This window comes from Shimia sp. MIT1388 (genome assembly GCF_047124445.1).
GTDB lineage: Bacteria > Pseudomonadota > Alphaproteobacteria > Rhodobacterales > Rhodobacteraceae > Shimia.
Genome location: NZ_CP138921.1, coordinates 4,079,770 through 4,101,632 on the forward strand (window position 1 = coordinate 4,079,770; position 21,863 = coordinate 4,101,632).

The 21,863-nt window shown below is 59.6% G+C and carries 21 protein-coding genes; 14 read left to right on the plus strand and 7 right to left on the minus strand.

Annotated elements, in window-relative coordinates; all coding sequences use genetic code 11:
- Positions 1-89: 89 nt before the first annotated feature.
- Both SIB92_RS20055 and SIB92_RS20060 read right to left on the minus strand, forming a co-directional pair.
- Positions 90-1,388 (minus strand): homoserine dehydrogenase, encoded by a 1,299-nt coding sequence (locus SIB92_RS20055; protein ID WP_412553673.1) that lies wholly within the window; start codon positions 1,386-1,388, stop codon positions 90-92.
- Between the two features lie 94 nt (positions 1,389-1,482).
- Positions 1,483-1,653 carry a hypothetical protein gene (locus SIB92_RS20060; RefSeq protein WP_412553674.1) on the minus strand — a complete coding sequence of 57 codons (171 nt, stop codon included), beginning with the start codon at positions 1,651-1,653 and terminating at the stop codon, positions 1,483-1,485.
- Between the two features lie 192 nt (positions 1,654-1,845).
- On the opposite strand from SIB92_RS20060, the gene SIB92_RS20065 reads away from it, so the two are divergent.
- Complete coding sequence (locus SIB92_RS20065; RefSeq protein WP_412553675.1) at positions 1,846-2,433, plus strand: TetR/AcrR family transcriptional regulator; 588 nt, start codon at positions 1,846-1,848, stop codon at positions 2,431-2,433.
- On the opposite strand, the gene SIB92_RS20070 is transcribed toward SIB92_RS20065, so the two are convergent.
- Positions 2,430-3,725, minus strand: a complete 1,296-nt coding sequence (locus SIB92_RS20070; protein ID WP_412553676.1) for an MFS transporter — start codon at positions 3,723-3,725, stop codon at positions 2,430-2,432. The genes SIB92_RS20065 and SIB92_RS20070 overlap by 4 nt on opposite strands.
- 123 nt (positions 3,726-3,848) lie before the next feature.
- Positions 3,849-4,760: a pirin family protein gene (locus SIB92_RS20075; protein WP_412553677.1), complete on the minus strand. Its 912-nt coding sequence runs from the start codon at positions 4,758-4,760 to the stop codon at positions 3,849-3,851.
- A 221-nt stretch (positions 4,761-4,981) separates the two neighbouring features.
- Between SIB92_RS20075 and SIB92_RS20080 the strand changes: the two genes are divergently transcribed.
- The 7 genes from SIB92_RS20080 to SIB92_RS20110 all read left to right on the plus strand — a co-directional run bounded on the left by SIB92_RS20080 (position 4,982) and on the right by SIB92_RS20110 (position 11,674).
- The gene (locus SIB92_RS20080; RefSeq protein WP_412553678.1) at positions 4,982-6,607 is read left to right on the plus strand and encodes a long-chain fatty acid--CoA ligase; all 1,626 of its coding nucleotides are present in this window, start codon (positions 4,982-4,984) and stop codon (positions 6,605-6,607) included.
- Positions 6,608-6,610: 3 nt separating this feature from the next.
- Complete coding sequence (locus tag SIB92_RS20085; protein ID WP_412553679.1) at positions 6,611-7,501, plus strand: alpha/beta fold hydrolase; 891 nt, start codon at positions 6,611-6,613, stop codon at positions 7,499-7,501.
- Between the two features lie 166 nt (positions 7,502-7,667).
- Positions 7,668-8,657 (plus strand): NAD(P)H-dependent flavin oxidoreductase, encoded by a 990-nt coding sequence (locus tag SIB92_RS20090; protein WP_412553680.1) that lies wholly within the window; start codon positions 7,668-7,670, stop codon positions 8,655-8,657.
- Positions 8,654-9,325, plus strand: a complete 672-nt coding sequence (locus tag SIB92_RS20095; protein WP_412553681.1) for a histidine phosphatase family protein — start codon at positions 8,654-8,656, stop codon at positions 9,323-9,325. Before SIB92_RS20090 ends, SIB92_RS20095 begins: the two co-directional genes overlap by 4 nt.
- A 24-nt stretch (positions 9,326-9,349) precedes the next feature.
- Positions 9,350-10,375: a phosphotransferase family protein gene (locus SIB92_RS20100; RefSeq protein WP_412553682.1), complete on the plus strand. Its 1,026-nt coding sequence runs from the start codon at positions 9,350-9,352 to the stop codon at positions 10,373-10,375.
- 1 nt (position 10,376) lies between these two features.
- The gene (locus tag SIB92_RS20105) at positions 10,377-11,153 is read left to right on the plus strand and encodes an SDR family NAD(P)-dependent oxidoreductase (protein WP_412555876.1); all 777 of its coding nucleotides are present in this window, start codon (positions 10,377-10,379) and stop codon (positions 11,151-11,153) included.
- 101 nt (positions 11,154-11,254) lie between these two features.
- On the plus strand, positions 11,255-11,674 hold the full coding sequence (locus SIB92_RS20110) for a PaaI family thioesterase (protein ID WP_412553683.1): 420 nt from the start codon (positions 11,255-11,257) through the stop codon (positions 11,672-11,674).
- Here the strand turns inward: SIB92_RS20110 and SIB92_RS20115 are convergent.
- The gene (locus SIB92_RS20115) at positions 11,671-13,077 is read right to left on the minus strand and encodes an aminotransferase class V-fold PLP-dependent enzyme (RefSeq protein ID WP_412553684.1); all 1,407 of its coding nucleotides are present in this window, start codon (positions 13,075-13,077) and stop codon (positions 11,671-11,673) included. The two genes, SIB92_RS20110 and SIB92_RS20115, sit on opposite strands and share 4 nt — an antisense overlap.
- Before the next feature lie 103 nt (positions 13,078-13,180).
- Here SIB92_RS20115 and SIB92_RS20120 point away from each other — a divergent pair, with 103 nt between their 5' ends.
- The 6 genes from SIB92_RS20120 to arsJ all read left to right on the plus strand — a co-directional run bounded on the left by SIB92_RS20120 (position 13,181) and on the right by arsJ (position 18,182).
- Positions 13,181-13,648 carry an Lrp/AsnC family transcriptional regulator gene (locus SIB92_RS20120; protein WP_412553685.1) on the plus strand — a complete coding sequence of 156 codons (468 nt, stop codon included), beginning with the start codon at positions 13,181-13,183 and terminating at the stop codon, positions 13,646-13,648.
- Between the two features lie 97 nt (positions 13,649-13,745).
- Positions 13,746-14,078 carry an ArsR/SmtB family transcription factor gene (locus SIB92_RS20125; RefSeq protein ID WP_412553686.1) on the plus strand — a complete coding sequence of 111 codons (333 nt, stop codon included), beginning with the start codon at positions 13,746-13,748 and terminating at the stop codon, positions 14,076-14,078.
- Between the two features lie 13 nt (positions 14,079-14,091).
- Positions 14,092-14,640 carry an arsenate reductase ArsC gene (locus SIB92_RS20130; protein WP_412553687.1) on the plus strand — a complete coding sequence of 183 codons (549 nt, stop codon included), beginning with the start codon at positions 14,092-14,094 and terminating at the stop codon, positions 14,638-14,640.
- Complete coding sequence (arsB, locus tag SIB92_RS20135) at positions 14,637-15,686, plus strand: ACR3 family arsenite efflux transporter (RefSeq protein WP_412553688.1); 1,050 nt, start codon at positions 14,637-14,639, stop codon at positions 15,684-15,686. The genes SIB92_RS20130 and arsB overlap by 4 nt, the downstream gene beginning before the upstream one ends.
- 129 nt (positions 15,687-15,815) lie before the next feature.
- Complete coding sequence (locus SIB92_RS20140) at positions 15,816-16,826, plus strand: ArsJ-associated glyceraldehyde-3-phosphate dehydrogenase (protein ID WP_412553689.1); 1,011 nt, start codon at positions 15,816-15,818, stop codon at positions 16,824-16,826.
- 99 nt (positions 16,827-16,925) lie between these two features.
- Positions 16,926-18,182, plus strand: a complete 1,257-nt coding sequence (arsJ, locus tag SIB92_RS20145) for an organoarsenical effux MFS transporter ArsJ (protein ID WP_412553690.1) — start codon at positions 16,926-16,928, stop codon at positions 18,180-18,182.
- A 7-nt stretch (positions 18,183-18,189) separates the two neighbouring features.
- On the opposite strand, the gene SIB92_RS20150 is transcribed toward arsJ, so the two are convergent.
- Both SIB92_RS20150 and SIB92_RS20155 read right to left on the minus strand, forming a co-directional pair.
- Complete coding sequence (locus SIB92_RS20150; protein WP_412553691.1) at positions 18,190-19,848, minus strand: adenylate/guanylate cyclase domain-containing protein; 1,659 nt, start codon at positions 19,846-19,848, stop codon at positions 18,190-18,192.
- A 515-nt stretch (positions 19,849-20,363) separates the two neighbouring features.
- Positions 20,364-21,821, minus strand: a complete 1,458-nt coding sequence (locus tag SIB92_RS20155; protein WP_412553692.1) for a hypothetical protein — start codon at positions 21,819-21,821, stop codon at positions 20,364-20,366.
- Between the last annotated feature and the right edge of the window lie 42 nt (positions 21,822-21,863).

A 21,863-nucleotide genomic window follows, 5' to 3' on the forward strand; every position in this document is an offset into this window, starting at 1 on the left:
GCCAACCCACTACCACTCTTAGGAGTGTACCGTGGATTGGCATTTATTCAAAATTTACTATATTTGAGCGTTTCGCGCTCAGATGTGGGTCACACCGCCTCGATGCGCAGCGCCACCGGATCGGCGGCCATCACACCGGTTTCGCGCATCGCGACCACAGCGGCATCCAGTGCCGCGCGCTGGGTTTTGTGGGTCACGATCAACACCGGCGCATGGGCATCGTCATGGCGGGTCTGGCGCATACGGTCGATGCTGATGCCATTGTCACCCAAGGCGGTGGCGATCTTGGCCATGGCACCCGGACGGTCCTCAAGGGTGAGGCGCAAGTAGTATGGCGCAGGCGAGTTGGACTGGGCCGATTTGGCGGTGGTCAGCATCTCTGCCGGAACACCAAAGGTTGATAGGCGGAAGCCGCGCGCGATGTCACAGACGTCGCCCATCACCGCGCTGGCAGTTGGGCCTTCGCCCGCACCCGGGCCGCGCAGCACAACTTGCTCTACCGCGTCGCCTTCGATCACCACCATATTGGTGCCGCCCTGAAGCTGGCCCAACGGGCTGTCCGCAGGCACCAGGCACGGCGACATGCGCTGCTCAAGGCCACGACCGGTCATCTGGGTCACACCCAGCAGCTTGATCTTGAAGCCCAGTTCTGCCGCCTGGTTGATATCTTCAATGGAAATGCGCTGAATGCCTTCCAGCTCCACACCGTCAAAATCCACCTTGGTGCCAAAGGCAATGGAGGACAGCAGGGACAGCTTGTGACCGGCATCGATGCCGCCGACGTCGAGGTTCGGATCGGCTTCGAGGTAGCCCAGCGCATCGGCCTCGGCAAACACTTCATCATAAGGCAGACCCGCGTCCTGCATTCGGGTCAGGATGTAGTTGCAGGTGCCGTTCATCACGCCCATGACGCGGGTGATGTCGTTGCCCGCCAAACCCTCGGTCAGCGCTTTGATCACCGGAATACCACCGGCCACAGCCGCTTCAAACCGGATCACCGCGCCTTTGGCTTCGGCGGTCTCTGCCAAGGCCTGACCGTGGTGCGCCAGCAGCGCCTTGTTGGCGGTGACAACGTCTTTGCCCAGCGCCAGCGCGGCTTCGATGGCGTCTTTGGCAGGGCCGTCTTCACCGCCCATCAGCTCCACAAACACGTCGACATCGTCGCGTTTTGCCAGCGCAACCGGATCCTCTTCCCAGGCATAGCCCGCCAGCGAGACGCCGCGGTCCTTGTCTTTGGAGCGCGCACTCACTGCGCTGATCTCGATTGGACGACCGGTCCGCGCAGCCAACACGTTGGCTTTTTGGCGGATGATTTTCACAACGCCCACGCCCACGGTGCCCAAACCGGCAATCCCAAGACGAAGCGGAGTAGGCTGGGAAGTGGTCATGATGGGCTACCTCTATGCAGGAGAGTTGATTATGTCACTTTGCCGTTTAGCCGCTCTTTGGGTGCTGTGCAACGCGCGGCGTGATCGGCAAGGCCTAAAGATTCTTGGCGCGGTTTTGAAGCCGCGCGCCGCGAGCCTCCAGCTCGGCCTCGCTGTTTTCCGTCAACCGGCCTTTGGGCGCTTTCGGCAGCGCATATTGCGGCAGGATGTCGGGGTAAGGGGCTGCTTCCAATGCCGGATCGCTGGTGGCGGCCATGTCAGGCATCTCGCCGCAGGCTGTCAATATCGAGAGCGGCAGTACAATAAAAACATAGGCGCGCGCAGGCTGCATGGCGGGGTCCGTATTTGGGTCTCCGCTTTATGACCTATGGCCGTGGCGACACACAAGTCATGATGAAGACAACAGAAGGCTGTAGAGCCGCTTTTAAACGAACGCATGTTCAGATAATTATGCCCTATGGCACGCACTCAAGGCTCTCATTCCGGCATCACCGGCCCGCGCGTCCGCGATGCGGCGCTCAAACTCTTTGCACAACACGGCTACGCCGCTGTTTCCATGCGACAGATCGCGCGCGAAGTGGGGGTGCAAGCCGGCGCGCTGTATAACTACACGCCGGACAAGCAGAGCCTGTTGTTTGACCTGATGCAAACCCACATGACCGAGCTTTTGGCCGCGCGGGAAGAGCTGCCAGACGGGGCCACTCCAACCGAGGCGTTGGAAAACTTCACCCGCCTGCACTTGCGGTTTCACTCTGAACGGCCTGATGAAGTTTTCATCGCCTATATGGAGCTGCGCAACTTGACGCCGGAAAACTTCGCTCAAATCGAAGAACTGCGCCGGGCCTACGAGGACGGGTTGGAAGCCATTCTGCGCGCGGGCGTTGAGAGCGGTGACTTTGAGGTCAGCGATCCCAAGATTGCCACCATGGCGGTTATTGCGATGTTGACCGGCGTCAACACCTGGTTTCGCGAAGGCGGACGTCTGTCTCTCGCTGAGGTGGAGCAAATTTACTGGGACATGGTGCGCAAGGCGGTTGGCGTTTAGATCGGCACCTCGGCGCGGTCCCGCGCCGTGCTGCGCCACAAAAGCCCCGCCACAAGAAGCCGCAACCCGCATGGCACGGCGGCAAAGAACAGCAGCAGGACGCCCATAGTCTCCGGCGCGCTGCCCGCGTCCCGGTCAAACCCGGCCCAGCCCAAGACCGGAAACGCCACGCCCATCAGCGCCACAAAGGCCATTTTAGAGGCCACGTTCTTGAGCGCCAGATAACTCGCCGCCTGCGAATGTCCCTGACGCTGTCCCTCCGCCGCCACAATGTCAGCCAGCAAAGACGTTGGCATCACGCCGTCACAGGTCATGCAGGCCCCCAGCCCAAAACTGATCATTAAGACCAGCACCGTATCGCCTGCGCCCACGAGATAGACCGCCAGTACCACCGGACAGCACAGCACGATCGCAGTGATCCAGCTTTGCTGTTTGCCAATCTTCTTGGACAGGATCACCCAGACGGGCACAAACAGCGCGGTTGCCAGAAGCAGCGCCAGAAACATCGGCCCCACCAGGTCCGGCGCCTGCAGCACGTGGGTGGCAAACAGAACAAACAGACCCACGGTCATGGCATTGGCCGCCTGCACCGCAAAAAACGCCAGCATCAATCCGCGAAACGCGCGGTTTTTCATGCAGTCCACCCAGGTTTTCCAGAGGTTGGGCCGCGCCTGTGCTGGGGGGCGGGGCTGGCGCGGTGTCCGCCACCAGAACAGCGCCAAAGCCATCGGCATCATCCCAACAAAGATCACGCCCGTCATCTGCAACGACATCCCCATCTGCCCGGCAAACACCGCAGAGGCCACCGAGGCCAGCACCGCGCCAATAATCTGGAAGATGCCTTTTGTGCCCGCGATCACAGAGCGCTCATGCGCATTGGGGGAAATCTCTAACCCAATGCTGGAATAGGGCACATCAAAGAAGGTCACGAACAGCAGATAGGCAGAGGCGACGCAAAAGAGGTAAAGCGCGCCGACCCCGTCTGGCGGGGACAGCAGCAGCCAGACAAAGAGCAATAATCCAGGAAACCCCGCCATCATCCAAGGCACACGCGGCCCCCAGCGGCTCTGGGTGCGGTCGCTTAAGGCCCCGACCAGCGGATCGGTCACGATGTCAAAGGCCCGTCCAAACAGGAACACCGCCCCCACCGTGGCTAATCCAATGCCGAGATCAACCGCATAAAATGTCGGGACAAAGCTGACGACGGCAAAGTTCACCATCGCCAAAGGCGCCGACAACAAGCTGAAGCACAGCAGCTGCCAACCGGTCATCACCCGAGGTGATGTCTCCATAGTTCCCCCTCCGATTTCCTCCACCTTGCATGACCTTAATACGCAAAACGCCTTTGTGGAGATGATTTTTTGGCGGAGGCCAAAGGTTGGCGGCCAGAGATCCCTCTCCCGCCGCCAGTGTGTTTAATGCGCCGGTTTGATAAACGTGCCGTTGCGCAGTTCGGCAAATGCCTGTTGCAACTCCGCCTGCGTGTTCATCACAATCGGCCCGTGCCAGGCCACCGGTTCCTGAATCGGCTGACCGGAAATCAGCAGAAAGCGCACGCCCTGTTCCCCGGCTTGCACAGTGACCTCGTCGCCATTGCCAAAGCGAATGAGGGTGCGGTCCCCGCTCATGTCGCGGATGTTCAGCTCCTCACCTGCCACCTCTTTCTCAAGCAGGATGCCGGTCGGCTGGCTGGCATCGGCAAAGGCGGCATCGCCTTCAAAGACGTAGGCAAAGGCGCGACGCCGTGTGTCGATGGGGAAGGTCTTTTTCACCCCCGCTGGCACGGTCACATCCAAGAACATCGGATCGGCGGCAATGCCATCCACCGGTCCGGTTTTGCCCCAGAAGCTGCCAATGACAACGCGCACTTTGGTGCCGTCATCGTCAATGATTTCCGGGATTTCCTTGGCCTCGACGTCCTGATAGCGCGGATCGGTCATTTTCAGGTCACGCGGCAGGTTGGCCCACAGTTGAAACCCGTGGTTCACCCCATTGGCATCTGCCGTCGGCATCTCCTGATGCAGAATCCCGCTGCCTGCGGTCATCCATTGCACATCGCCGGACTTGAGATTGCCGGTGTTGCCCAGGCTGTCCTGATGCTCCACCGCGCCATCAATGACGTAGGTGATGGTCTCGATTCCGCGATGGGGATGCCAAGGGAAGCCCTTCTCATACATCCGGGGATCATCATTGCGGAAGTGATCCATCATCAGAAATGGATCAAGCTCCTCTGGGTCCTGAAACCCGAACACCCGATGCAAATGCACGCCTGCGCCTTCCATTGCGGCAATGGCCTTGCGTGTCTCCAAAACTGGCCTGATCGACATGGCATGTCTCCTTTCGCCTTCCAAGATAGGGCGACAGTCGCGCCCCGACCATCGGCAGCCCCGCAACTAGACTGTGCGCTACTGCACAGATAAGCGGTGATCCGTCACAGAGCTGTGATCCTTCGCGACGTCACGGCATTCCAAACGCAGGCTTTTGAAATCTCGAAACTTGCGCGTAACGTACTCAGGCGAACAGACACTCATTGGCAGGGGAGGGCCAAATGCAAGGGTCCATGATGATGCGTCCGCTGAAGATTGCGGACATTCTAAGCTACGCGGCAGAAATCCACTCGGAGGGGGAGGTGGTTTCGGTCCGCACCGAAGGCGACATTCACCGCCAAACCTATGCCCAAACCGCCAAACGTGTGGCGCAGTTGGCGCATGGGCTCAACGCGCAGGGGCTGAAGCTTGGCGATCGCATCGCCACGCTGGCGTGGAATGGCTACCGCCACCTCGAGCTGTACTATGCCATCTCTGGTGCAGGCGGCGTCTGCCACACCATCAACCCGCGCTTGTCGGCTGAGCAGATGACCTACATCGTCAACCACGCCAATGACACCATGCTGTTTGTCGACCTGACCTTTGTGCCCATCGTCGACGCGCTGCGCGGCCAGTGGCCGGACGGTCTCAAGGTCGTGGTGATGACCGATCGGGCGCATATGCCCGACGGCGATTACCTCTGCTACGAAGAGTTGCTGGACGGCCAGCCGGAGCATTTCGACTGGCCTGATCTGCCCGAAGATACCGCCGCAGGTCTGTGCTACACCTCCGGCACCACAGGCAATCCCAAGGGCACGCTCTACACCCACCGCTCCACCGTGTTGCACGCCATGATGGTTGGCCTCTCGCTGCCCGCTGCGCTGCAACCGGGCAAACGTATCCTGCCGGTTGTCCCGCTGTTCCATGTCAACGCCTGGGGCCTGCCTTATGCCGCGCCTCTCACCGGCGCGTCCTTGATTTTCCCCGGCGGCGCTCTCGATGGCGCCAGCCTCTTCAAGCTGATGGATGACGAGAAAGTCTATTCGGCCTGGGGGGTGCCCACCGTCTGGTTAGGCCTGCAAGGCGAAATTGCCAACCAAGGCCGCATGCCCGAGGGCCTCGGAGACATGGTTGTTGGCGGCTCTGCCGCGCCAGCTTCGATGATCCAATATTTTGAAGAAGGCGGCGTGAACGTCTGTCACGCCTGGGGCATGACCGAAATGTCGCCCATCGGCACCCAAGGCAATCTGCCAGATCATCTCGACAGCAAGCCAATGGCCGAACGCATCGCCATCAAATCCAAACAAGGCCGCCGTGTCTTTGGCGTCGATCTCAAAATTGTCGACGAGGACGGCAACCGCCTGCCGCATGATGGAGAGGTCGCGGGCGAGCTTTATGTGCGCGGCAACGCCATCACCTCTGGCTACTTTGAAAACGAAGAGGCCAATGCCACCGCCTTTGACGCCGAGGGCTGGTTTGGCACCGGCGACGTGGCCACCATTGACGCCAACGGCTATCTCACCATCACCGACCGCGCCAAGGACCTGATCAAATCCGGCGGGGAATGGATTTCGTCGCTTGATCTGGAAAACACCGTCATGGCCCATCCCAAGGTCGCCAACTGCGCGGTGATCGCCGTGGCGCACCCCAAATGGGACGAACGCCCGCTGCTGGTGGTGGTGCCGTCTCCCGAAGGCAAACCCGAGGCCAGCGAGTTGATGGACCTGCTGCTGGAGCACTTCGCCAAGTGGCAGCTGCCGGACGATGTAGTGTTTGTAGACGAACTGCCGCTCACCGCCACCGGCAAAGTCTCCAAGCTCACGCTGCGCAAACAGTTTGCAGATCACAAGCTGCCAGATATGGCCTGAGCCTTGCGCAGCGATACCTTGAAAATCGCCGGCCATGACTTCCACGTGATGGTGGCCGGCGATCCCTCTAAGCCTGCGATCCTGATGCTGCACGGCTTCCCGGAATACTCCGGTGCCTTTGCCGAGCTCATTGCGCAGCTGGAAGAGGAGTACTTCTGCATCGCCCCGGATCAGCGCGGCTACGGCCAAAGTTGGCGGCCCGCCGAGGTAGACCACTACGCTGCCTCCAAGCTGGTTGGCGATGCGCTTGCCGTGCTCGACCACTACAGTCCCGACGCCCCCATCGCGGCTGTCCTCGGTCATGACTGGGGCGCGGCCGTGGCCTACGGCTTGGCCTTCCGCTATCCCGACCGCCTGCAAAAGCTGATTGTCGCCAACGGCGTGCACCCGATCCCCTTTCAACGCGCTCTGGCCGCAGGGGGTGCGCAATCGGAAGCCAGCCAATACATCAACTGGCTGCGTGCTGAGGGCTCTGAGGACAAACTCGCAGCCAACGACCACGCCCGCATGTTGGGCATCTTCTCCAAACATATGAACATGTCCTGGATGACGCCGGAGAAGCTTGCCGCTTATCAAACTGCCTGGGGGGATGCCGATCACATCCGTGGCATGGTCAATTGGTACCGCGCCTCGTTCCTCAAGGTGGCCGCTCCCGGCGTGCCCTTGTCAAGGGAAGTCCTACCCAACCTGCCGCCCCATCTGTTGCATGTGCCGATGCCCCACCTATTGCTCTGGGGCGAGAACGACACAGCACTGCTGCCGGAGTGTTACGCGGGGCTCGAAGATCACTGCGCCGATCTTACCCTGCAAACCATCCCGGAGGCCGATCACTGGCTTCTGCACCAAAAGACCGCTGAAATTGCCCGGCACATCCGCAAGTTCCTTGCGCCATAACCGCTTTCTCTTTCTCCAAATACCTCCGCCGGAGGCTCCCTAAAGCCGCCGCGCAGACCAACCCTCCGCAGAGGCTCCCCCAAAGTGACGTCATGTTACTTTGCCAGCTTCTTGCTTGAGCGCCCCGCGCGCGGCCTTATCCTGACACCAACAACAGGAGTGTCTCATGTCTGGTGACAGCCACCTTCCAAAGGCCCTACAAGGTCTGCGCATCCCCGCAGTTGCGTCGCCTTTGTTCATCATTTCCGTACCCGCGCTGGTCATTGCCCAGTGTAAGGCAGGCATCATCGGCAGCTTCCCAGCGCTTAACGCCCGCGAAGGCGAGGGCGAACACCCTCTGCTGGACACCTGGCTGACAGAAATCCGTGAAGAGCTGGACCGCCACAACCAAGAAAATCCGGACCGCCCTGCCGCGCCCTTTGCGGTCAACCAGATCGTGCACCGCTCCAACACGCGGCTCGAGCGTGACATCGAGCTGTGTCACAAACACAAGGTCCCCATCTGGATCACATCCCTTGGCGCGCGTGTGGAGGTCAACGACGCGGCCCATGATTGCGGCGGCATTGCCCTGCACGACATCATCAACAACAAGTTTGCCAAAAAGGCGATCGAGAAAGGCGCGGACGGCCTCATCGCCGTGGCCGCAGGCGCTGGCGGCCATGCTGGCCCGCAAAGCCCGCTGGCTCTCATTAGTGAAATCCGCGAGTGGTTTGACGGACCTTTGCTGCTGTCAGGTTCCATTGGCACCGGTGCATCCCTCTTGGCGGCACAAGCCATGGGGGCCGACCTCGGCTACATCGGCTCGCCTTTTATCGCCACGGAAGAAGCCAACGCCGTACAAGGCTACAAAGACATGATTGTCGACAGCGGCGCCGAAGACATCGTCTATTCGTCCCTGTTTACCGGCGTGTCCGGAAACTACCTCAAAGGCTCTGTGACCAACGCGGGCATGGACCCGGACAATTTGCCCGACGGAGACGTGAAAACGATGGACTTTGGCGGCGACCGCGAAAAACCTAAGGCATGGAAAACCATCTGGGGCTCCGGCCAAGGCATTGGCGCTGTGAAGGAAGTCACCAAAACTGTCGATCTGGTTGACCGTCTGGAGCGAGAATATATCGCTGCCTGGGAGCGCCTTCAGGATCGCATGAAATGAGCCAAATGTTCCACCTCATCCGCCACGCGCAAGCCAGCTTTGGTGCGGCTGATTATGACAACCTGTCTGACCTCGGCCATCGACAGAGCCAAGCGCTGGGCGCGGCGCTCAAACGCCAGGGTGTGAGGCCGGACGCGGTGTTCATTGGCGCGCAAAAACGCCATCGCCAAACCTGGGAAGGCATCGAAAGCGCGCTGGGCACCGGGCTTGCGCCGATTGTCGTGCCGGGGTGGAACGAATTTGACTTTGGCGGGCTGCTCGAAGCCCGCTACGCCAACCGAGATGACAAACCGGCCGGGTTGCATGACGATCGCAAAACCCACTTCCGCATCTTGCGTGACACGGTGATCGAATGGCAACGCGGTGAGATCGAAAACCCACCGGAAAGCTTTGCCGCCTTCACAGACCGCGTGCGAGAAGCCCGCGCCATTGTGGCCGCGTCCGGCGCAAAAACGCCCCTCGCGGTCAGCTCCGGCGGTGCCATCGGACGCACCATTGCCGACGTGCTGGACGCGCCTGCAGAACAGATGATCCTGCTACAGTTGCAGGTCAAAAACTGCGCCGTGGCCCGGCTGGTCATGGCCAAGGGCCATACATGGCTCAACGGGTTTAACGAAACCCCACACATTGACGGCAGCAACCAAGACGAGATGCTGACTTACAGCTAACGTGGATCTGGGGAGGAGACACCGATGGACGCAACCACCTTGGACACCGCCGCCGTTGCGCGCTGGCTCACCGAGCATCTCGACGGTTTTGGAGGACCCATTGAGGCCACCAAGTTTGACGTGGGCCAATCCAACCCCACTTTCAGGCTTGATAGCCCGTCCGGCCAATACGTCCTGCGCCGTAAGCCGCCCGGTGTGCTGCTCAAATCTGCCCACGCCGTGGATCGAGAATATCGCGTGCAAAAAGCGCTCGCCGACACCGACGTTCCCGTCGCCAACATGCACCTTCTGTGTGAAGACGATGACGTGATTGGGTCCGCCTTTTACGTCATGAATTTTGTTGAGGGGCGCACTTTCGACGACCCGCGCCTGCCAGAACTAGACAACGACCAGCGCGCCCAAGTCATCGATGAAATGGGACGCGTGCTCGCCGCCATCCATTCCGTCGACATCAACGCCGTCGGCCTGTCGGACTATGGCCCAGAGGGCAACTACTTTGAGCGTCAAGTCGGCCGCTGGACCAAACAATACCGTGCCAGCGAAACCGAAACGATCCCGCAGATGGATCAGCTGATCGACTGGCTCACCGCCAACATCCCCACTGACGACGGCAAGCGCACTCTGGTGCATGGCGATTACCGCATCGACAATATGCTCTTTGCCAAAGACCGCCCCGAAGTTGTCGCGGTGCTCGACTGGGAGCTGTCCACCATTGGCCATCCTTATGCCGATCTGGCCGCCGTGATCATGCAATGGCAAATGCCACCGGGCAACGAGGGCAGGGGGCTGGCTGGTGTCGACCGCGCCGCGCTGGGCCTGCCGACAGACCAAGAGTTCATCGCCGCCTATTGCAAACGCATGGGCCTGCCGGGCATCGAGAAATTCGGCTTTTATCTGGCGTTCTGTTTCTTCCGTATGGGCGCCATCATCCAAGGCGTGAAAAAACGCGCGCTGGATGGCAATGCGTCAGACCCCAAACGCGCCGCCAAGCTGGGCACCTTTGTACCGATGTTTGCCATGGCAGGACTGGAGGCCTCTAAACGTGGGTAAGATGTTTCAGGATAAGCTGGTGATGATCACTGGCGCCGCCAGTGGGTTTGGCGCGCTGGCGGCCGAAAACTTCGCCGAGCAAGGTGCAACACTTGGCCTGTCGGACATCAACGCAGACAAACTTGCCGCCGTGGCGGGTGGCCTGCGTGCCAAAGGTGTCGAAGTGGTCGCGGATCAGGTAGATGTCGCCGATGAAGCCCAAGTGGCCGCCCATGTCGCCAACATCGCCGAGACCTTCGGCACCCTCGATATTGGCATCAACAACGCAGGTATCGGTCACGATGTGCGACCGCTGCAATTCCTCACCACCGAGGACTTCGATCTGATGATGAACGTGAACGCCAAAGGCGTGTTCCTCTGCATGAAACATCAGATTCCGTTGATGCAAAAGGCTGGCAGCGGCGCGATACTCAACGTGGCCTCCGCCGCTGGGCTTGTCGGCTCCGGCCATCTGTCACTCTATTCCGCTGCCAAACACGCCGTCGTGGGTTTAACCAAGGCGGCGGCAGACGAAAACGCCACGCGCGGTATCCGCGTGAACGCCATCTGTCCCTCCTTCTCGGCGACGCCTATGGTAGACGAGATGGCGGACATCGTGGGTGAGCGCTCTGGTCTGAGCCGCGAAGACGCCATGACCCACATCGCCAGCCGCGTGCCCATGCGCCGGGTATCCAAACCCGAAGAGGTGGTGCAGGCGATGTTGTGGATCAATGCGCCCGAGAATAGCTTTATGACCGGACAGGCGATTGCGATTGACGGTGGTTTAACCGCGGTGTGATTGCCTTAACATAGGGCGAAGCCTGCCTGGGCTGGCGCGAATGCGCCTGCCAATGGGTAGCCCGGCGATGCCGAGCGAAACAGATTTAGATGGACCAACTCATGACCCACGCCCCACTCGACCCCGCTTTGGACGAAGCCCCTTACGAGCTGCAAAAACATCTCGGGTTTGAGCTCACCCATTGGGACACAGACTACGCCCGGCTCGCGTTGCCGATTGCGCCACACCTGATGAACCGCGCGGGCATTCCCCACGGCGGCATCTACGCGACGCTCCTGGATACGGTCATGGGCTTTGCAGGCTGCTTCACCGGCACGCAAGATCACAAGAAACTGGCCCTCACGCTTTCGCTGACCACCAATTTCTTGAGCCGCCCCAAAGGCAAAGGCCTCATCGCCGAAGGCTGGCGCACGGGCGGGGGCGCCAAGACCTTCTTTGCCGAAGGCACCATCACGGACGAGACCGGTGAGGTCATTGCCCGCGGCTCAGGCGCCTTCAAGTACCGCGCAACAACGCTTTAGCTTGCCATCGCTGTTTGCGGTTCAAGGTCCCAGCTGCGCGCCAGTTCGGCCACAGACGCCAGGATATAGTTCACGGTTTCATCCGTCATCAACACGCTCAAGTTCAGACGTACAAATCCGGGTTTGGATGTGCCTGGCCCTTGCAGGATATCGTCACGAATGACCGAGGACTGATCGTCGCCAATCTTTAGCAGTTCATGCACATAAGGTCCGGCGCAGGAACACCCGCCGCGCGCCTGAATGCCATATTGCTCGGACAACGCGCGGGTGAAGGCGTTGTGGTCAATGCGCTCGCCATAGGCATTGAGCGGCACAAACGACAGGATTGGCAGGCGCTCTTTGCGCTCCGGTGCCAAAATCCGCAGCCTTGGTTCGTTTTCCCAAGCGGCAAAGGCCCGCGCGGTCAGCACAACATTGCGCGCCGCCATCGCCTCTTGGCCAATCACCTCTTTCACCTTGAGCGCCAGCGCCACACGAATGTCTCCCACCACATTTGGCGTGCCCCCTTCTTCGCGCTGCTCCAGTTTGGTCACATAGTCATGCTGATGCGCGTTCACAAAAGCCACGGTGCCGCCACCCGGACGATAGGGCACACGGGCACAGGCCAGCTCCTCGCGCATCACCAGCACACCGCTCGCACCGGGGCCGCCAATGCACTTGTGCGGTGAAAACACCAGCGCGTCGATCTCTACCCCCTCAACCGGTGTCATCTGCATCGGCAAATAAGGCCCGCCCCCGGCATAGTCCCACGCCATGATCCCCCCATGGTGTTTGACCAGCCGGGTCAGCGCCGCCACATCCGTGCATACCCCTGTCACATTGGCCGCAGCGCTGAGCGCCACGATCACACGGCCTGTGGCCCCCCGCTCCGTGAGCAGCTGGGTCAGAATTTTGCGGTCCGGGCCAGGCAGATCGCCCTCCGGCACTTCGATCACATCCGCACCGCTTTCACGCCACGGCAGCAGGTTGGAATGGTGCTCGTAAGGGCCCACAAGAACAGTATCGCCAGCGCCGACGCCCATCAGATGCATCAACTGGTTCAGACCGGTTGTCGCACCGGAACCGGAGAAAATCACCGCATGTTCGCCAGCCCGCGCGCCGCAATGCTCCCGCACAACCTCCCGCGCCCCTTCACGCAACGCCCCCATGCGCGCACCACAGAAGGACGCATCGGTGTGGGTGTTGGCGTAGAACGGCAGGACCTCTTCCATGACAAACATCTCCACCTGACGCAGCGCCCGCCCAGAGGCGACATAATCCGCATAGACCAGCTTCTTTGGGCCGGTTGGGGTGTCAATGAGCGCCTCACCCCCAATCAATCCGGTCCGCAGGAACTCTTGCGGATCCTTCGCGGTCTTCAGCGTGTTGGCAAATGTCTCAAAAGGGGCGGTCAGATTGGTCATTTTTGTCCTCATGCGCGTCTTGAGGGGATGTTAGCCCTATCGAAATAGATATTTTCTCCCTTTCTCATCGCCAAAGGGGTAATTTTGTGGTTATATGATCGGCATGAGTAAGAAAATCGACCAGATTGATCGCAATATCCTTGATGTTCTGCAAAGAGACGCCTCCTTGTCGCAACGCGAAGTGGCGGATCGTGTGGGCCTGTCGCAAAACGCCCTGTGGCGGCGGTTGAAAAAGCTCGAAGAAGAAGGCGTGCTTTTGGGGTCGCGTATGCGCATCGATCCCACGGCGCTGGGCCTCGATCTGACCGTCTTTGTCATGGTGCGCACTCGCAATCACTCCATGGAATGGGCCGAAGGGTTCAAGTCCCATGTGGCGCGCATTCCTCAAGTGGCGGAGATGCATCGAATTGGCGGTGACTGGGACTATATGCTGAAAATCATCACCTCGGGCATGTCTGGCTACGATGCCGTCTACCGCCGCCTGACCACAGGTTATGAGCTCGATACGGTCACAGGCTTCTTCTCCATGGAAACCATGCTCGAAGACCGCCCCGTCGATGTTTTTGGTTAGGTAAAGCTTAAGCCGTCACAAAAGTTTCACTGCAACCGGCCAGAAAGCCGGCATGAAATGCTTGCGACTCACCCTTTATATCCATATTTCATGAATTATGGATATGATGTCAGCCCTCACTGCCTTTTCGGCCCTGTCCCAGCAAACCCGTCTGGAAGCTTTCCGTCTCCTGGTGACGGCAGGTGACGCAGGCATGAGCGCCGGGGACATCGCCGAGGCCTTGGACGTGCGCCAAAACACGCTTTCGGCCAATCTTTCGGTGCTGCTGCAAGCAGGTCTAGTGCGCAACCAGCGAGAGGGCCGCGTGATCCGCTACTTTGCGGACACGGACGGCATGCGCGGGATGTTGGGGTTTCTTCTGCAGGACTGCTGCGGCGGTCGGCCAGAGCTGTGCCAGCCACTCATTGAAGACCTGACTTGTGGTTGCTGAAGGAGCGCACAAAATGACCGACAAAACTTACAACGTGCTCTTCCTTTGCACTGGCAACTCCGCCCGATCCCTTATCGCCGAGGCGGTGCTAGAACGCGAGTCTATGGGCCGCTTTAAAGGCTATTCAGCCGGGTCATCCCCCAAAGATGCGCCGCACCCTTATACATTGGACCTGCTGCAAGGTCTCAACCATGACACAAGCTTTGCCCGCGCCAAAAGCTGGGAAGAGTTTGCCGGCCCAGATGCGCCAGAAATGGATTTTGTCTTCACCGTGTGTGATCAAGCCGCCGCGGAAACCTGCCCTGTCTGGCCCGGGCAGCCTATGACGGCGCATTGGGGCTTGCCGGACCCGACGCAGGTGGAGGGCTCCGAAGCCGAAAAACGCGTGGCCTTCTCGGAAACCTACCGCATGTTGCGCAATCGGATCTCCGCCTTCGTGAACCTTCCGATGGCGGGGCTCGACGCTGTCGCCTTGCAAAAGAACCTCGATGTGATTGGCGCAAACGAAGAGCCCGAGGACATCCTCACGGCCATCCGTAGATTGATGGGAACCGCAGCATGAGCGATCACAGTGCAGAACTTGATGCGGGCCTAGGCACATTTGAACGCCTGCTGTCTCTTTGGGTGGCCTTGGCGATTGCCGCGGGTCTTGCGCTGGGCAGCCTGTTCCCAGGTCTGTTTGGGTGGCTTGCCAGTCTGGAAGTCGCCTCCGTGAACCTACCGGTTGCGGTGCTGATCTGGGCGATGGTCTATCCGATGATGGTCGGGATCGATTTTGGCGCGCTCTCGGATGTGGGGCGCAAACCCAAAGGCTTGGTCATCACGGTGGTGGTGAACTGGCTGATCAAACCCTTCACCATGGCCGCGCTGGGCGTGTTGTTCTTCGAATACATTTTTGCCCCTTGGATCGATCCGCAAACCGCCAGCGAGTACCTCGCCGGTGTTATCCTGCTGGGTGCAGCGCCCTGTACCGCCATGGTCTTTGTCTGGTCCAACCTGGTGCGCGGCGATGCCAACTACACGCTGGTACAGGTCAGCGTGAACGACGTGATCATGGTCTTCGCCTTTGCTCCTATCGTGGCCTTCTTGCTGGGCGTGACCGACATCACTGTGCCATGGAGCACTTTGCTGTTGTCCGTGGTGCTTTACATTTTGCTGCCGCTGGTCGCTGGTGTCATCACCCGCAACCGTTTGATGGGGCAGGGGGGCGAGGTCGCCGTTGATACCTTCCGCGACAAGCTGCGCCCAACCTCGATTGGCGGATTGCTACTGACTGTGGTCCTGCTCTTTGGCTTTCAGGCGCAGGTGATCCTGAGCCAGCCGCTCAACATCCTGTTGATCGCGATCCCGCTGTTGATCCAAACCTACGGCATCTTCTTCATCGCATACGGCGCCGCGCGGCTCTGGAAAGTCCCGTTTGAAGTGGCCGCCCCCTGCGCGTTGATTGGGACCTCCAACTTCTTTGAACTGGCGGTGGCGGTCGCCATCTCTCTCTTTGGTCTTGGTTCGGGTGCCGCACTGGCCACCGTCGTTGGCGTGCTGGTCGAAGTGCCGGTCATGCTGTCTCTTGTCGCTTTTGCCAATCGCACCCGCGGCTGGTTCAACTAAATCCAAGCGCGGGCCGTCAGGCCCGGGCAGCGCCCGACCTCCCCCACGGGAGGGCGCTTCGCTTTCTCCCGAGGTCGGCCGCCGCCCTTAGGATTTGTCTCACCGGGGATAGAAATTGAGGAATTTCTGATGACCAAAATCGCAATCAATGGCCTTGGCCGTATGGGCAAGCTGGTAATCCGCAGCTTCTTTGACCTCGGTCTGGACGCCGACATTGTTCTGCTCAACGATCCGGTGGGCGACGCAGAGCTGCATGCGCACCTCTTGGAATTTGACACCGTACACGGCCGCTGGCGCGCTGACTTTGCCTTTGACGAAGACAGCATCACCATCGACGGGCACCAAATGCGCAAGACCGCCGCGTGGAAAATTGAGGACTTGCCGCTCAAGGAGCTGGGCATCGATCTGGTGGTCGATTGTTCTGGCGTCTTCAAGACCAACGAAAAGCTGCAACCTTACTTCGACGCGGGTGTCAAAAAGGTCGTGGTCTCCGCCCCGGTGAAAGAAGACGACGTTGCCAACATTGTCTATGGTGTGAATGACGACACCTACGACGCGCAGGTGCACAAGGTCATCACCGCAGCCTCCTGCACCACCAACTGCATTGCGCCGGTTGTGAAAGTCATGCGGGAGAAACTGGGCATTGAACAAGCCAGCTTTACCACGATCCATGATGTGACCAACACGCAGGTGATTGTCGACAAGGCTCACAAAGATCCGCGCCGCGCGCGGTCTGCCCTCAACAGCCTGATCCCAACCACCACCGGCTCTGCAAAAGCGATCATCCAGATTTTCCCTGACATGGCTGGCAAAATAGACGGTCACGCCGTGCGCGTGCCGCTGCTCAATGCCTCCCTGACCGACATCGTGTTTGACGTCAGCCGGGACACCACTGCGGAAGAGGTCAACGGCTTCTTTGCCGAGGCCGCTGCCGGTGAGTTGGAAGGCATCCTTGGCTATGAAACCCGCCCATTGGTCTCCTGTGATTTCACCAACGACGACCGCTCCACCATTGTGGATGCGCTGTCGACCCGTGTGGTGAATGGCAAACACGTGAAGATCTACGCGTGGTATGACAACGAATGGGGCTATGCCTTCCGTTTGGCTGACGTCACCCGCATGGTGCTCGCCAGTCTCTAACCCTTTGGCTCGTGCCTCTGGCACGGGCCGCGCCCGACCTCCCCCATGGGAGGGCGCTTCGCTTTCTCCCGAGGTCGGACGCGCCCCTATGTGATTTTGATGACCGAATCCCAGACTGACAAACCAGACGGCCTTGCCGCCTACATCACCGTCACCGCCGCCTATTGGGCCTTCATGCTCACCGACGGCGCGCTGCGCATGCTGGTGCTCTTGCACTTCAACGGTTTGGGCTTCTCCCCGATCCAATTGGCCTATCTGTTTCTGCTTTATGAGGTCATGGGCATTGTCACCAACTTGTCTGCAGGCTGGATCGCTGCCCGCTTTGGCCTGACCTCCACGCTCTACGCCGGCCTCACCATACAAATACTCGCGCTGGTCGCGCTGGCGCAGCTTGACCCCGCTTGGGGCGTCACCGCCTCGGTGGTCTTTGTGATGTGCGTACAAGGCGCCTCCGGCGTGGCAAAAGACCTCTCCAAGATGTCGTCCAAATCCGCCGTGAAACTGCTTGCCCCCAAAGAAGGCGGGGGGCTCTTTCGCTGGGTGGCTCTTCTGACCGGCTCCAAAAACGCAGTCAAAGGCTGCGGCTTCTTCTTGGGGGCTGCGCTGCTTGCCATCTGGGGCTTCCAAGCCTCGGTCTGGGGCATGGCCATCATCCTTGCGGTGATCCTCGCTGGCGTGGTGGTCTTCATGCCCTCCGGCCTGCCACAAGGCTCCAAGAAGGCGAAGTTCTCTCAGGTCTTCTCCAAAGACAAAAACGTCAACCGGCTTTCATTGGCCCGGATGTTCCTCTTCGGCGCGCGCGACGTGTGGTTTGTGGTCGGCATCCCGGTTTACTTCAACGCGGTCCTGTCAGACGGCACCGCCGAGGGCCGCCGCGAGGCCTTCTTCATCATCGGCATCTTCATGGCGGTCTGGATCATCCTTTACGGCGCGGTGCAAGGCAACGCCCCGCGCATCCTGAAAGCCGCCAATGCCACCACCGACGAGGTGGTGCAGAAAGCCATCAACTGGGTCGGCTATCTAACTCTGATCCCGCTGGCCCTCACCGTCGCTGTTCTGCTGCTCGATACTTCCAACGCGCTCACCGCCATCCTGATCCTGGGCTTGCTGATCTTCGGCTTTGTCTTCGCGGTGAACTCCTCGGTTCACAGCTACCTGATCCTCGCCTTCACCTCGGACGAGCGCGTCACCATGGATGTAGGTTTCTACTACATGTCCAACGCCGCAGGCCGCCTGCTCGGCACGCTGCTCTCCGGCCTCAGCTATCAGATCGGCGGCTTGTGGCTCTGCTTGTTCACTGCCGCAATCATGTCTGGGCTGAGCTGGCTCGCGGCGAGACGGCTGCGACAGGGCTAACCCTAGCTCAAACCGGCTCCGCCTCCGGATGCAGCGCGTCGTTCAACCACGCCAACTCCTCCGGCAGCGCCAACCGGTTGATCGCCACTGACGGCGCCTTGGGCAGGTCCGCCGCCGCTGCCCGTGCCGCCTTGAGACCCGCCGCATCGCCCGCCCTCTGACAGGCCAAAGCCTTCAACAGCTGAATGCCACGATCCATCGGACTTAGATCCGCCGCCTCAAGCGCGGCCACATGCGCCGCCTCCGGCTGACCCGCGCCAAGCAGTATCCGCGCGTTGAAACACAACCGGTTGATACGGAAAGGATCCCCGCTGCCCATTTCCTCGTAAGCACTCAGCGCATCCAACGCGCCTTCGTTGTCACCTTCCAAAAACGCTTTTTGGGCAATCAGATCTACTATGCCAATGAAGTTCGGATTGATCTCGCGCGACCGGGCAATGTCGAACGCAGCCCCTATAAAATCGCGTTTCACCTTGAGCCGGTAGGCACCACGCGCCCAGAACACAAAGTCGCTGGTCGGGCATTCCGCCACCGCCACATCGAGATCTTTGCCCAGCTGTGTCAGCATCTCCGGCGACAGCTGCGAGAACTGCACACCACTCAAGTTCAACCGGCTCTGCGCCCGCATCGCCAGCGACATGCCGTCCCCGGGGCTCAGCAAGACCGCGCGGTCCAGCGCCGCCAACCCGTCTTCCCAGCTTGGAATATTCTGCTTGAAAAACATTGACGCCGCCCGCGCGCGCAGCTCCGACACGCTCAGTTGATTGAGGCTCAGATGTGCCAACCGGTCGCCATCCCGTTGGATGGTCTGCAGACGCACATCGCCTTCAAGCCGTGGCATCAGCTCGTCGACAAAGGCAAAGGGATCACTTGGATCGCCCTCATAGGTGCCGGTCCACAGCGTCTGCATGTCCTCACGAAGGATCAAAGACATGGTGAACCGTGCCCGTGTGCCCGCAACCCGCAGCCGCCCGCGGATTAGGAAATCCGGCGGCGTCGCCTCAAGGTTTTCCGTGTCAATCGTGCTCACACCGGTGCGTTTGTGAGATAGCTGCACCAACCCGTCATGCAGGTCATCGGCAATCGCGGCATTGTCCGGCGTTTCCGGCGCCGCCACAAACCGCTCAAACCCCACCGACGGCAAAGCGCCCTTGTCCGGCGCAGTGGTCAGGTTCGCAGGCCGCCACTGATACAGACGGATCGGCTTGGCAATGTTTTTCAGATTGAACACACCCACGTCTTTGAGCTCTTCCTGCCGCTCGCTGGACAGCGCCTGAAACAGGTCTTCGCTGAACATCGCCCCACCGGGCGGCGCTTCGGTCTCGATCCGCTGGGCAATGTTCACGCCGTTGCCGTAGAAATCCGCCTCATCCTCGACAATCTCGCCAATGTGACAGCCAATACGCAGTTTGATCACCTCATGCTCCGCCAGGCTGCTCTGCACCTCCTCGGCACAATCCAGCGCCTCTTCGACGCTGGGAAAGGCCAGAATCCAGCCGTCGCCCATGCGTTTGAGCACCTCGCCGCCATGGTCTTTGGCGACAGGTTCCAGATGTTTTTTGCGCAGCTCCTGCACAGAGGCCACGGCCAGCGCTTCGTCCTCGCCCATCAGGGCCGAATACCCTACCAAATCCGCACACATCAAAGTGGTCAATCGCCGGCGCATGAATGTCTTCCCTGACAATAAAGGGGGCGCGTGTTGTTGATCCCGCGCGTGCCCCAACCCTGGCCCAGAATCTTGGGTCAGAAAAGCGCGTTATCAAGGGGGATGCCCGGAAATTCCCGGCAGGTCCACGCACAATGCCTGTGCGGGACGGCGTCTTTAGAGGCAGCGTTAGGCAAAGACCAGCGGTTTTGTGGTCACAAGTTTGTGGGGGGAGGGGGCGCGCACTAACATCCGCCGTCACACAGCTCGGCAGAGCCGAGCCGCGCTTGCCCCTCCCCAAGGGAGGGCGCTTTGCACCCACCTAGGGTCGGGCGCTGCTCTTTCTAGCACGCAATTTGACACCTTTTACCGGATCACTTGTGATCCGGATCGCAGCCGACTCCGCCCCCCAGGGCGGGTGCGATTTTGCGACGGCTATGCCTGACGGGACGTTGGGGATACGTGGACAGAGACGTGCCAAACGGAGGGCCGCCCTCGGGGTCGGGTGCAATCCTCTGTTGCGGCAAGCTTTCTGATCAAAATGGCCAAAGGCCAATGATCATGTCCACCAGACTGTGTAGCGTTTGCACAACCCGAGTGCCTTTGTAGCCGCTGCTAGCATCAATCCGCTTCACAATCTCTGAGCTGCGTACGATCAATCGCATTTGTGCGACGCGTCCGAAGAACCGTCTGATCGCTCCACCTTGAACTTCGCCGGACGAGGTGGAAATGGTTTTTGCATCCAGCGCCAATTCCTGACCCAGGTTTGGTGAGCTGACCGCTATCAACTCTGTCGCTTTTTCCACAATTAGCTGTTTCTGGTCGTCATTTGCAGTTCGCAGTTTATGCTGAACACGCTGTTCCCAGGCCGCCACAACCTCCGGATGGTTGGCTCGCAAATCCGTCACCGCTATATCCAGCACTCGTTCTAATGCTGACAGTTTTGGGTCTTGGAAGTAGGTGCCATTCTTCAGCCCTTCAACAATATCCTCGCGCGCGATTTCAAAGTTTTGCTCGATTGCGCTAGCGTTCTCGCGACAGTCGTTCAGCGTGAATTCGATATAGAGCCAAGCAACCGAGGACGTATTGAGGCCACAGTTACTTTGACTGGCGATCTTCAATGCAAACTCCACCTGTTGAAGTGCGGTATCCACGATCTTTTCCGCGCACAGAACAGTGGGAACGATAGCAAACTGATCACCGTTATCATCAAACACCACAGCGTCAGCCTGTGGTAGTTCCCCTGCAACCCAATCCGTCTCAATGTCGCGAATAGTCTTTGCAATCGCTTCGGGACCTTTCTCCCAAACTGCATTATCAATTGAGGCTACTTGCAACTGCAGGTCCCAATCCATTGGAGTGCCTTCAAACATTCCCCGATACCACTTTTTCCAGAAAGCCCACGTGCTGTCTGGGTCCTCGCGTGCTTGAAACGCAGCCCAGCGATCAACCATTTCTTGAACAGCGTTGTTTTCAGGCCAGAGCATTTCTTTAAATACGACCACCGGTGCTTGGTTTCTTAGAAGCATCGTATCTGAAATAGCGGCGTCATCCGTGGTTGTCCCTGCAGACGGCGCTGACGCGGTGTCGGTTGAACGTGCAACAGAACGTGCAGCAGATCGCGCGGCCGTTCGGGCTGTTGAGTAGGCTGTTGAATCAGCAACTGACCTCGCTGCCGAAAAAGCAGCGGAACGAGCGGCAGAGTAGGCAGCAGCATCCGCCGCCGCGCCAGCAGATCGGCCTGCATTTAGTTGTAAACGCGCTGCTTCCTTCGGTCGCGCCGCTACAACAACTCCGGTTGTGATAACAGCGCGAAAACATGCCAGAAGAAAAACTCCGCCGTTCATGGCTTTGAATGATTTGTCCACCGCGCTCATTGCTGCAGGCAACACGCGCAACGCGGATCTGCCAGCAATCGCTTGGCTCAATTCTGGCTCTTGACCAAGCAGCCACTCTTCCAACTGCTCCAAATTCACAAAGTTCACGTCACTCACCACCCAAAACCCCTCGTTAACCCAAATAACCCGCCCCGCACC